Here is an 11,990-nt window from a genome sequence, read left to right as displayed (position 1 = left end):
GCACTCATGAGCCGGAAAATTACTGTCAGCCTGCCGGACGCCGCGTTGCGTAAATACCTTCAGCCGCACGCGGACGTCACGATCCTGGAATGGGACCTCACCGGTGAGCCGCCCCTGCCCCGGATCGACATCGTGGTGCCGCCCTACATGGGAGGCCCGCAGGTCCTGCAGGGCCTGGAATCGGTGGACACCGCCCTGGTGCAGAGCCAGTCGATCGGGTACGACGGGGTGGCGGAGTTCCTGCCGTCCGGACGGGTCTTCGCCAACGCGTCCGGCGTGCACGAAACCTCCACGGCGGAGCTGGCACTCGCCCTGATCCTCGCCAGCCAGCGCGAGTTGCCCCGCCTGATCCAGAACCAGCAGGAGGGCAGCTGGGATGCCAGGCCCACCRCCAGCCTGGCCGACCGCCGCGTCCTGATAGTCGGCTACGGCGGGGTGGGCAAGGCGATCGAGGACCGGCTCCTGCCGTTCGAGGCGTCGGTGACCCGGGTGGCCAGCACGGCACGGATGGATGAACGCGGCCAGGTCCACGGCATTGCGGAACTCCAGGCGTTGCTGCCGGTGCACGACATCGTGGTGGTGGGGGTTCCGCTCAGCGACTCCACCCGGCACCTGATTGATGACGCCTTCCTCGCGGCCATGCCGGACGGCACCCTGGTGGTGAACGTGGCCCGCGGCCCGGTGGCGGACACCGACGCCCTGGTCCGGCACACCGCCTCCGGACGGATCCGCGCCGCGCTGGACGTCACCGATCCCGAGCCCCTGCCGCAGGACCACCCGCTGTGGCAGGCCCCGGGTGTCATCATCAGCCCGCACGTGGGCGGGGCGAGCTCGGCGATGCGGCCGCGGATGGGCCGGCTGCTGCAGCGGCAGATCGAGCTCATGCTGGCAGGTGAGCCGCCGGTGAATGTGGTGCTGAACGGCTGACGGCTGAGCGGCTGGGATCGACGGGTCCAAGGCCCCTGTCTTTGCCGCCCTCAGCGGAGTAGCACTGAATAGCCAGGGCTGCGGTCGGTGATGCAATCCGCGCCCGCCGAGGGAGGAACCGCGCATGGCGCCCGAACCGCAGGAGTGGAGTGCATCGTCCACGGCGGCATCTGCCATGTCCCCGTTCGATGCCGTCATTTTTGACCTCGACGGGGTGGTCACTGACACAGCTGAAATTCACGTGATGGCGTGGAAGGAGCTATTCGATGGCGTCCTCCAGGATCCACGCGTACCCGGCACGGCCGGTGGGGACCCCTTCACGGGCAGGGACTACCGGCGCTTCGTCGACGGTCGTCTGAGGGAAGAGGGAATCCGCGCCTTCCTCGAATCGCGGGGAATCGCCATTCCGGCAGGACAACCTTCCGATCCGCCCGGTACATGGTCCGTAGCTGGACTCAGTGCCCGCAAGAACGAGATCTTTAATCGGAGACTCAAGAAGGGCCGTGTTCGGGTGTTTGCCGGGACGGTGGACCTGCTCCGGAGACTGCGTAAGGGGCACATGAGGACGGTGCTTGCCTCCTCAAGCCGGAACGCCCGAGCCATTTTGAAACGCGCCAGGCTGCTGGACGATTTTGATCTCATCATTGACGGGCGGGCTGCAGCGGCTCTCCACCTGCCCGGGAAACCTGATCCTGCCCTTTTTCTCGAGGCGGCCCGTCAAATTCGTGTGCCCGCGGCGCGGGTGGCCGTAATTGAAGACGCGGTGGCTGGTGTCCAGGCCGCGCGGGCCGGAGGCTTCGGGCTGGTTGTCGGGATCGACCGGGCCGGGCAGCGTGCCGAGTTGGAAGCGGCAGGAGCCGACGTGGTGCTCAATGATGTCAGCGAATTCGATATCGGCCTTGTTCTTGCCGATCCCTGGCATCTCATCTACGAAGGCATGGATCCTGCCCACGAGGGCCATCGGGAGGCGCTGACCACCCTGGGCAACGGGTACATGGCTGTCAGGGGAGCCGCGCCGGAAAGCGCTGCAGACGGAATTCACTATCCGGGAACGTACCTGGCCGGGATCTATAACCGCCTCACGAGCGAGGTCCATGGGCAGCAGACCGAGGATGAGCACATGGTGAATGCGCCGAACTGGCTGCCTGTGGACGTTGCCGTGGTACCTGGCCGCTGGTGGTCGGCTGGAGGGCTCCGGTTACGCAGTGAGCACCGCGAACTCGATATGAGGCGGGCACTATTGTCCCGGACGGTCGTGCTCGAGACCGATGACGGCCGACAGCTGGAAGTCATGCAGCGCCGCCTCATATCCGCGGCGCAGCCCCATTTGGCGGCGCTGGAAACGACGTTGACGGCGCGCGGCTGGGACGGGCAGCTGCTGGTTCGCGCCGCTCTCGATGCGGGGGTCACCAATTCAAACATTCACGCCGATGCCCTGCTGGCCCACCGGCATCTGCGTCCCGTGTCTTTTGGAACGACGGCAAACGGAACCGACTGGATCGAGGTGGCCACCAGCAGCAGCCATATCAGGATTTGCACGGCTGCCCGAATTCTTGGGCCTATGGCCGGGGTCCCTGAGCAACAACCAGCGCCGGACGCCACTGCGGCTACCCGGCTGAAAGGCAGGCTGTACCGTGATGCCCTGCTTGAGCTGCGGGCCGGGGCGCCAACAGCCTTCTGCAAAATGGTTGCGGTGGTTTCTTCGCGGGACACAGCCATATCGTCACCCCTTGGAGGGGCCCTGGATGTCTTGGCGCGGGCACCGGCTGGCTTCGACCAGATCCTGGCGGCACATGAGTCTGCCTGGCAGCGTTTGCTGGCCGCCTTTGCTTTGGAACTGAACACCGACCGGCAAACACAGCTGATCCTGAACCTTCATGTATTTCATGTCCTCCAGACCCTCACGCCGCATGCGGCCGAGCTGGATGCCGGCGTTCCTGCCCGGGGGCTGCATGGAGAAGGGTATCGCGGCCACGTGTTCTGGGATGAGTTGTTCGTCCTGCCCGTGCTCACATCCCGGCTGCCTGCCACCGCCAAGTCCTTGCTCGACTACCGCTGGCGGAGGCTGGACGCGGCGCGCGATGCCGCACGGAAGGCAGGGCTGCGGGGAGCGATGTACCCCTGGCAGAGCGGGAGCAACGGGCGGGAGGAAACCCCGCATTGGAAATTCAACCCTCGACTCAATGACTGGGTGGAGGATTATTCCAGCCTTCAACGCCATTCGGGCCTGGCGATTGCCTATAACACCTGGCAGTACTTCGAGGCCACCGGAGACCGGGCTTGGTTGACCGAGCGGGGGGCTGACATCCTGGTCGAAGTCGCGCGTCTGTTCGCTTCAATGGCCATGCATGATGCCGAGACAGACCGGTACCACATCAAGGGCGTGATGGGACCGGACGAATACCACACCGGCTACCCCGACCGGCCGGGGGAAGGGGTCAATGACAACGCCTATACCAACGTGATGGCCGCCTGGATCTGCGGGAGGGCGCTCCACCTCTTGAGGGGTGCGCTGCAGCCCCACGAGCAAGAGGACCTGGCATCGCGGCTGGACGTCGCGCCGGAGGAACTGAACCTTTGGGAACACATAAGCCACCGCATGTATGTCCCGTTCCACGGGGCCGGAATCATCAGCCAATTTGAGGGATACAGCGGCCTCAAAGAACTCGACTGGGAACACTACCGCCACCTCTACGGCAATATCGAACGCCTCGATCTGATCCTCGAAGCAGAACACCAAACACCCAACGACTACATGCTGGCCAAGCAGGCCGACGTCCTGATGCTGCTCTACCTGCTCGGGGAGCAGCAGCTGACCGATTTTCTCGGAACTCTCGGCTACTGCGTAGACTCAACCATGCTGGCCAGGACTGTTGACTTCTACCTCGCCCGAACGGCCCATGGATCGACCCTGAGCCGCATGGTCCATGCCTCCGTCCTGGCCGCCATGGACCCGGAACGGGCATGGAGTACCTTCCGTGAAGCGCTCGACGCCGATCTCGACGACACGCAGGGCGGCACAACCCGTGCCGGAATCCACCTCGGCGCCATGGCGGGCAGCATCGACACCGTGCAACGAAGCTTCGCCGGGCTCCGGATGGAACAGGACGAACTGGTCTTTGATCCCCGGCTGCCCGCGGGTTTGCGCAGACTGGGCTTCATCGTCCGGTACCGGGACCAGCCGCTGGAGGTGGTCTTGGACCACAAACGGCTGACGGTGGCCGCCGCCGCAGGCGCCGGACATCCCGTAAGGGTGCGTCTGGGCTCTGACACCGTCAGGTTGCATGCCGGGAAGTCACACAGCTTCCATCTTGGACCTCCGCGCTAAGTGATTCCCGTGACGCAGCCTCTTGTACAGGTAGTCGGCGGCCAGCACCGCCGGGACGGCAAGCAATGCCATTGCCCATCCCTGCGGAGGCGGAGGGGCCTGGCCCAGCAATGCTGCGACCGGTTCCACGCCGAGAAAAACTCCCAACGCCGCGAGTTCAAACAGGACGGACCACAGAAGCAGGCGGTTAGTGAACCAGCCCAACTGCCACGGCGGCCGGGTGGAGCTGCGGCAGGCGTAGGCGTTTGCCATCTGCCCCAGCACCACGGCGGCGAAGGCTGCACCGGAAGCCGAAAGCAGCACGCTAGCGGAAGGAGGCGGACCGCCAAAGCTCCATCCGCCTTCCCTCAGCACGACGACAAAAGCCATCATCTCCACGAGCGCCTCGACGGGCCCGAGCAGGGCGAAGACGCGGACCAGTAAGTCTCTGTCCATCAGGTGACGGCGCTCGGGCGGACGCTTCATGAGGCCTTTGCTCGGTGGTTCCGCTCCCAGCGCCAGCGCCGGCAGCAAGTCTGTGCCGATGTCCAGGAACAGGATCTGCAGCACGCCAAGGGCAAGCGGAAAGGCGCCCCCTGAGAAGGCCCAGATCACGAACGGTGTCAGCTCAGCCACGTTGTCGGTTAGGTGGTAGGTGAGGAACCGGCGGATATTGGCATACGTGGCGCGACCCTGCTCGATGGCGGCCACTATTGTGGCGAAGTCATCGTCCAGCAGGACCAGGTCTGCCGCTTCCCTTGCCACGTCGGTGCCGGCAACTCCCATGGCGATGCCCACGTCCGCTTCCTGCAGCGCTGGCCCATCGTTCACCCCGTCCCCGGTCATCGCCACAACATGCCCGCGTCCCTGCAACGCCCTGGCGACCCGCAGTTTCTGTTCAGGGGACACCCGGCTGATGACGACGCCGTCATGATCCAGCATCGCGCCGAGGACCTCTTGGTCCTCGGGCAGTTCAGCGCCTTCCAACACCCGCTCGTCGCCCAGCATCAAGCCGACCTCACGGGCGATTGCCGCCGCCGTCGTCGGGTGGTCCCCTGTGACCATGGCAACCTTGACGCCAGCTTCCCGGGCTGTTCGCAGGGCCTGCGCGACAGCGGGTCGGGGTGGATCATGAAGCCCGATGAGACCCAGAAGTGTCAGCCCGGACTCCACCGAATCAGCTGTCAGGGAGCCCTCCGCCAGCTCATTGAGCTCGGCTGGCGTCAGGGAGCGCTCGGCAACGGCCAGCAGACGCAGCCCCTGGCTGGCCATCCGCAGTATTTGCTGATCCACGTCAGCGGTGCCGGAGGAGAGGTGCGGGCGGTCGCGGTCGGCTGGCACACAAAGGGGGAGGACTGCTTCCGGCGCCCCCTTCATCGATAGCGTGGTCCCCACGATCACCGATTCACGCCGCCGCCCCGGGCTGAATCCGAATCGGATCGCAGACTCCCGGTCCGGCCAGCCGGCAGGGTTGACCAGCCGTTGCAGGAGCGCGGCCAGTGCCGCCTCCATGGGGTCGCCTTCCGGATACCACTCTCCGTCGCGCAGAGTGATCGTTCCCCTTGATGCCAAGGCCGCAGCTGCGCTGACCCTGCCCGCCCGGGCGATAGCCTGTTCACTGCCCGCTACGGAGGCGATCGGTTCGTACCCTTTTCCAGCCACGGTCACGGTACCCTCCGGCGTCCACACCTGCACGGCGCTCATCCGGTTCTGAGTCAGTGTGCCGGTCTTGTCCGTGCAGATGAAAGTTGTCGAGCCAAGGGTCTCGACTGCCTGCAGATGCCTAACGAGCGCCTTCCTGTGGGCCATCCTCTGGGCCCCCATCGCCAACGACAGGGTTACCGTGGGCAGTAGCCCTTCGGGGATCAGGGCTACCGAGACTCCGATCGCGAAGAGGAATCCGCTGTGCCAAGAGACACCTATGGCTGCAGATATCAGGAAGAACAGCAGCCCCACGCCCAGGGCCACGACGGCGATGGTCCGGACGATTCGCCTCAGCTCCATCGTCAGCGGACTTGGCGGCGGCTGGACCGTTGCGGTGAGCGCGGTGATTTCCGCGAGCCGGGTCCGCCGTCCGGTTGCCGTAACGATGCCCTCGGCCTCTCCGTTGGTCAGGAAGGTCCCTCCGATTCCGGCGTCCATCGGCTGCTTGGTGACGGCATCACTTTCCCCGGTCAGCATCGACTCATCAACGGTGCAGCTGTCCGTGAATCCGAACTGAAGGTCCGCCGGTATGCGGTCGCCTGCGGAGAGAATGACGACGTCCCCGGGCACGAGGTCTGCTGCGTCCAGGCTGACCGAACGGCCGTCCCGGCGGACCCGGACCTGCGATGGCAGCAGGGCACGTAACTTGGCGGCGGCATGTTCGGCGCGTTCTTCCTGCACGTAGGAAAACAGGCCGTTAATGAGGACCACGGCTACGACGGCCACTCCGAGCTGTGGCATGCCGGCGATGAAGGCCATCGCGGCGGCAACCCACAGAAGTGCGGCGAAGAAGTGAGTGAATTCCCTCAGGAAGCGGCCCCAGGCCGGGGCGGACGCGACTTCCGGTATGCGGTTGGGGCCATGCCGGGCGAGCAGGGACTGCGCCTCCCGGGCGGACAGGCCCGTCGCATGTGGCAAGTTCCCGATCATTACCGGTCCTGCCAGCGGGCGCCCCCAGGCAACGCTGGGACAGCACCCCCTACCCGCCAAGCACGCATGGTTCCCCCTTTCATGGGGCAACGCGGCTCTGCCGGGGGCTTACTCCGGCCGGGTGCAGATTTCCGTCATTCCAACCCGGCGCGGGTGGCATCGTCCAGCGGGCCCGACCAGGTCAGCGGCCGGGCGATCTGGAAGCGCCTGCCGCTCACGCTGCCCGGGACAATCCGTACGAAGTGATCCTTGTTTCCGGTCTCCCACGGAAAGAGGAGCGGCCCAATCGTGTCCAAAACCTCTTGCGTGCTTTCGAGGGCTGTGGCTTGGCCCTTCACCACAACGCTCCACGCGACGCCGGCATCCGCATCGACGCCGTCGGCTTCTATGGCAACCGGGGTTCCCGCCAGGGCAGCGGAGAGTTTTGTCCCCCCACCCGTACGAAAGACCAGAGTTCCGTGTTCGACTTTGTAGTTGACGGGGAAAATGTCCGGGTGGTCATTCACCCAAACAGCGAGGCGACCCACCGAAACACTGCCCAACAGCCGCCAGCACTCTTGCGTTGCGAGGACATCTGCCACCGGTAATGATGCATCGTTCAACATGGCGCCGACCTTACGCCGTCGCCCGGTGGCCAAACAGGGCCCAAGGACCCTCGAAGCCAGCAGCGCCGGCAGGCGGCCAAGCTTGATCCCTATCCGGACTCGATACACCGATTCACCGCACCAAGGTCATTGGGCTCTAGGTTCATCCCGGAGGGAGGCGAACGATGGTTGCACGGGCGAGGGGCTGCTGAATGCCGGGCGCCCGGGCAACTCTTGCTGGCAAGAACCATGATGGGCGGAACTTTCAAAATGTTGGAACGGCATGTGGTCTGGTTTGAGGACGTCGGCATGGGTGACGTTCCGGAAGTCGGCGGGAAGAACGCGTCACTGGGCGAGATGACCCGGTCACTCATGACCAGCGGCGTGCGCGTCCCTGCCGGTTTTGCTACAACGGCCGCCGCATACCGGGCGTTCGTGGAGGCGAATGGCATCGATTCGGCGCTGCACCAAAGACTCCAGCTGTTTCGCGCCGGTGAAGCATCGCTCCGCGACACAGGGGAGGCGCTCAGGTCCTTGGTCCTCAACAGCTCATTCCCGGACGACATTGCCGAAGCGATCGTGAGCCATTACCGGTCACTGGCTAAACGGTCCGGGCTCGATGATCCAGCCGTGGCCGTTCGTAGTAGTGCCACGGCAGAAGACTTGCCGGACGCCAGTTTCGCCGGCCAACAGGAGAGCTTCCTCAACGTTGCGGGGGAGGCGGAACTGCTCGACGCGTGTCGCCGCTGTTACGCGTCGCTGTTCACCGACAGAGCCATCAGTTATCGGGAACTGAAAAATTTCGATCACTTGAGCGTGGCCCTGTCCATTGGCGTGCAACTGATGGTGCGATCTGACGTGGGTGCCTCGGGAGTCATGTTCTCCATCGACACGGAGTCCGGCTTTCCGCGGGCGGCCGTGATCAGCGCGGCGTGGGGCCTGGGCGAAACCGTGGTTCAGGGAAGCGTCGACCCCGACAAATACGTGGTCTTCAAGCCCCTTCTCGCCGAACCGGCCATTGTCCCGATTATTGAAAAAATCCTCGGAACCAAGGCACAGAAATCGGTGTACGGGCAGAATGCGAACGGCCGCACGCGGATTGTCGATACGTCCGAGGAGGAAAGGCAGGCGTTCGTCCTCGCCGACGCCGAGATCGTCTTGCTTGCGCGCTGGGCACTGCTCGTCGAAAACCACTACGCCTGTCCGATGGATATGGAATGGGCCAAGGACGGCTTAACGGGGGAAATCTATATGGTCCAGGCACGCCCCGAAACTGTGCAGGCGCGAAAGAGCGGCACCCGGTTTACGGTTCACCGTCTTCTGCAGCAGGGCAACATACTCCTGACGGGGTCCGCCGTCGGCGATTCGATTACGCGCGGTGAGGTTTGTGTGATCCGGAATCCGGCGGACATCGAGACCTTCCGTGACGGAGCCCTGCTCGTCACGGAGATGACCGACCCCGACTGGGTGCCGGTGATGAAGCGGGCTGCCGGCATCATCACCGATCACGGCGGCCCGACCAGTCATGCCGCAATTGTGAGCAGGGAACTGGGGGTGCCGGCCGTTGTCGGCACCGGCAAGGCAACGGCGGTCCTCACGGAGGGCCAGACAGTGACTCTTTCCTGCGCCGAGGGTAACGAAGGGCGCGTCTACGAGGGCGCCCTGGCATTTGATTCTGTCGACGTCGACCTGGGGGACGTGCCCCGGACGAGGACCTCCATGATGGTCAACGTCGCCAGCCCGGCGGCAGCTTTCCGTTGGTGGCGTCTGCCGGCAGAAGGTGTGGGCCTGGCACGTATGGAATTCATCATCGCCAGCCTGATCAGGATTCACCCAATGGCCCTCGTCCACCCCGAGCGCGTGCGGGACCCAGAGGTGACCCGGCAGATCCAGGAAATCACCAAAGACCACAGCAATCCGCAGGAGTATTTCGTGGAGACCTTGGCTCTCGGCATCGCGAAGATAGCCGCTGCCTACTATCCAGGGCCGGTGATTGTCCGGTTGAGTGATTTTAAGTCCAACGAGTACGCCCACCTGATCGGCGGCGAGTACTTCGAACGGCCGGAGGAAAACCCGATGCTAGGCTTCCGGGGCGCCTCCCGCTACTACCATGACCGCTACAAAGACGGCTTCTCGCTGGAATGTAAGGCCCTGAAACGCGTGCGGGAAACTATTGGCTTCACCAACGTGATTATCATGGTGCCGTTCTGCCGCACACCCGCTGAAGCGGACCTCGTTCTGCAGACCATGGCAGCCAATGGTCTAAGGCGGGGAGACAACGGCCTGCAAATCTACATGATGTGCGAGATCCCCTCCAACGTCATTCTGGCCGAGGACTTCGCCCGGCGGTTCGACGGGTTCTCCATCGGTTCCAACGATCTGACTCAACTCATCCTGGGTGTTGACCGGGACGCGGAGGACCTGGCCGGGCTCTTCGACGAACGCAACGAAGCGGTCACCTCAATGATCAGTGACGTAATCCGAAAAGCTCATGCGGCCGGCATCAAGATCGGTATCTGCGGGCAAGGTCCCAGCGACCACCCCGATTTTGCAGCCTTCCTCGTTCGCGAAGGCATAGACTCACTGTCCCTCAATCCCGATAGCTTCCTGCACACACTTCACATCGTTGCCCAAGCAGAATCCCAGACGTAACCGGACGGTCGCCCCAGTTCAGCGCTCTCCGGACTCTTGGCCCACCACAACGACCGGGCAAAAGGCGTGCGCGGCACAGGCGCTACTCACGGAGCCGATGACCTGGTTTAAGAAGCCGCCGTGGCCCCGGCGGCCCACGATCAGGAGTTGCGCATCCTTGCTCTCCTCGACCAAAACCTTCGCTGGTGTTCCAAACTTCACCGTCGTGGAGAGCCTTGGTGGACGATCCTGACCGAATGCGGTGTCAATGGCCTGATCCACCAGGCGTGCAGCGACCTCTTCCAGCTGAGTAGCCACTTCATCACTGACACGCGAGAGATGGGCCGGGAGGTAATAATCGGACAGACCAACGCAGGTTATGACCTCAAGGGGTGCGCCCAACGCCGCGGCAAAGCGCCCGGCAAGCCGCAAGGGCGCCGGCGAGTATTCAGAGCCGTCGATACCGACAACGATGCGTTCCGTGGATTCCATGGAAACACCGTGGACCCGGTATCCGTGCGGGTCTAGGGTCGAAGGTCATCGCGAGTCCACCCCGGTTCACTCAGGTCGCGAGTGGTCGGGGTGGAGGCCGGGCCGGGTCAACTGCCCGGCCCGGTGGACGGGCGCGTGAACGCGGTCCAGGGCGCTGCGACAAGCTCGCCATCACCTACCCCGCCGTCTACATCCTCCGCGTCTGCACCGCCTGGACTCGTGCAGGAACCAGGCTCCGCGTCACCGCGGGGCGAGGACGCAGAACTCGTTGCCCTCTGAGTCGGCGAGGCACACCCATGGCACATCGCCCTGGCCGACGTCGGCGTCAGTGGCGCCCAGAGCCCGCAGCCGGGCCACCTCTGCCGCTTGATCATCACCGGGGTACGGCATCAGGTCGAGATGGACACGGCCATACACGGTCTTCCCGGCGGGCGTGCGCAGGAACTCCAGATACGGCCCGACACCCTTGGCCGAACGCAGCCTCGCATGATCGTCGGTCACCTCGTGCAGGGTCCAGTCCATCGCCCCGCCCCAGAACCGGGCCATGGCCCGCGGTTCCGCACAGCGGACCACCACCGCGGCGATCGGCCCGGTGTCCCGGTAAATCGATCGAGGCTCCAACACTCGGAACACGTTGCCCTCAGGGTCGGCCAGAACCGTCCACGGCACATCACCCTGGCCCACGTCGGCAGGCGTCGCACCGAGCTCCAACAGGTGCGTCACCAGTTCCGCCTGATGGGCCGCAGAGGTGGTGGCGAGATTGAGGTGCGCGCGGTATCTCACCGTCTCGGGGTCCGGGACGGTGACGACGTCGACGCAGACGGGGGCCGGGTCCGGCCAGTCAAAGCCCACGGGTTCAACATTGGTTACACCGGGTCCCTCGCTGGATACACCCCAGCCGAGCGCCTCCGCCCAAAACCGGCCGAGTTCCGAGTCATCGCGGGCCTTGAAATTCACCTGAACAAGTCGCAGCGCCATACCGCCCGATCCTATACAGGCAATGCCCGATATGGGAGGCACCCTAGGGGGTCGCGGGTGAATTGGCCGTCCCGGCGGTGTCCACCACGCAGAACCTGTTGCCTTCCGGATCGGCAAGAATCACGTAGTCGGCGTCCGCCGGCCGTTGGCTCCATTCGACCCGGGTGGCGCCCAGGGCCAGGAGCCGCTGCACCTCGGCGTCCTGGGTGTCCGTGTACAGGTCCAGATGCAGGCGCGGGGGGACCTGGACGGCCGCGGGGACCCGGTCCAGGGAGATGCACGTGCCCACGCCGCCGGGCGGCTGCAGGATCACGAAGTCGCCGTCGGGCGCGTACCGCGGCTCATAGCCCAGGGCAGCCTGCCAGAAACTCATCTGGCGTTCCAGGTTGTCCACCCGGATCACGATCGAGCCAATGCTCAGCATCCGCCTCAAGCTA

8 protein-coding genes are annotated in these 11,990 nt (G+C 64.6%); 3 read left to right on the top strand and 5 right to left on the bottom strand.

Features of this window, described 5'->3' with window-relative positions; all coding sequences use genetic code 11:
* Nucleotides 1-6: 6 nt before the first annotated feature.
* A complete protein-coding gene (locus tag AC1DR1_RS05480) occupies nucleotides 7-927 on the top strand; it encodes a 2-hydroxyacid dehydrogenase (protein WP_476992291.1) in 921 nt (306 codons plus the stop codon).
* Nucleotides 928-1,051: 124 nt separating this feature from the next.
* Entirely contained in the window at nucleotides 1,052-4,255 is a 3,204-nt protein-coding gene (locus AC1DR1_RS05475) for an HAD-IA family hydrolase (RefSeq protein ID WP_476992290.1), read from the top strand.
* Here the strand turns inward: AC1DR1_RS05475 and AC1DR1_RS05470 are convergent.
* Both AC1DR1_RS05470 and AC1DR1_RS05465 read right to left on the bottom strand, forming a co-directional pair.
* On the bottom strand, nucleotides 4,223-6,868 hold the full coding sequence (locus AC1DR1_RS05470; RefSeq protein ID WP_476992289.1) for a cation-translocating P-type ATPase: 2,646 nt from the start codon (nucleotides 6,866-6,868) through the stop codon (nucleotides 4,223-4,225). The two genes, AC1DR1_RS05475 and AC1DR1_RS05470, sit on opposite strands and share 33 nt — an antisense overlap.
* Nucleotides 6,869-7,002: 134 nt before the next feature.
* On the bottom strand, nucleotides 7,003-7,473 hold the full coding sequence (locus AC1DR1_RS05465) for a pyridoxamine 5'-phosphate oxidase family protein (RefSeq protein WP_229992102.1): 471 nt from the start codon (nucleotides 7,471-7,473) through the stop codon (nucleotides 7,003-7,005).
* A 249-nt stretch (nucleotides 7,474-7,722) separates the two neighbouring features.
* Here AC1DR1_RS05465 and ppsA point away from each other — a divergent pair, with 249 nt between their 5' ends.
* A complete protein-coding gene (gene ppsA, locus AC1DR1_RS05460) occupies nucleotides 7,723-10,104 on the top strand; it encodes a phosphoenolpyruvate synthase (protein WP_476992329.1) in 2,382 nt (793 codons plus the stop codon).
* 18 nt (nucleotides 10,105-10,122) lie between these two features.
* Here ppsA and AC1DR1_RS05455 read toward each other — a convergent pair whose 3' ends face one another.
* The 3 genes from AC1DR1_RS05455 to AC1DR1_RS05445 form a co-directional block, all read right to left on the bottom strand.
* Nucleotides 10,123-10,575 (bottom strand): universal stress protein, encoded by a 453-nt coding sequence (locus tag AC1DR1_RS05455; protein ID WP_229992100.1) that lies wholly within the window; start codon nucleotides 10,573-10,575, stop codon nucleotides 10,123-10,125.
* 240 nt (nucleotides 10,576-10,815) lie between these two features.
* Entirely contained in the window at nucleotides 10,816-11,553 is a 738-nt protein-coding gene (locus AC1DR1_RS05450; protein ID WP_476992288.1) for a VOC family protein, read from the bottom strand.
* A 43-nt stretch (nucleotides 11,554-11,596) separates the two neighbouring features.
* Nucleotides 11,597-11,977 (bottom strand): VOC family protein, encoded by a 381-nt coding sequence (locus AC1DR1_RS05445; RefSeq protein WP_364744303.1) that lies wholly within the window; start codon nucleotides 11,975-11,977, stop codon nucleotides 11,597-11,599.
* Between the last annotated feature and the right edge of the window lie 13 nt (nucleotides 11,978-11,990).

The organism is Arthrobacter sp. P4_F10 (genome assembly GCF_056401435.1).
This window is presented reverse-complemented; position numbering and strand designations above follow the sequence as displayed.

Coding starts and splice junctions, on each gene's coding strand:
- AC1DR1_RS05475 (WP_476992290.1), top strand. CDS start 1,052: ATGGCGCCCGAACCGCAGGAGTGGAGTGCATCGTCCACGGCGGCATCT.
- AC1DR1_RS05470 (WP_476992289.1), bottom strand. CDS start 6,868: ATGATCGGGAACTTGCCACATGCGACGGGCCTGTCCGCCCGGGAGGCG.
- AC1DR1_RS05465 (WP_229992102.1), bottom strand. CDS start 7,473: ATGTTGAACGATGCATCATTACCGGTGGCAGATGTCCTCGCAACGCAA.
- ppsA (WP_476992329.1), top strand. CDS start 7,723: ATGTTGGAACGGCATGTGGTCTGGTTTGAGGACGTCGGCATGGGTGAC.
- AC1DR1_RS05455 (WP_229992100.1), bottom strand. CDS start 10,575: ATGGAATCCACGGAACGCATCGTTGTCGGTATCGACGGCTCTGAATAC.
- AC1DR1_RS05450 (WP_476992288.1), bottom strand. CDS start 11,553: ATGGCGCTGCGACTTGTTCAGGTGAATTTCAAGGCCCGCGATGACTCG.
- AC1DR1_RS05445 (WP_364744303.1), bottom strand. CDS start 11,977: ATGCTGAGCATTGGCTCGATCGTGATCCGGGTGGACAACCTGGAACGC.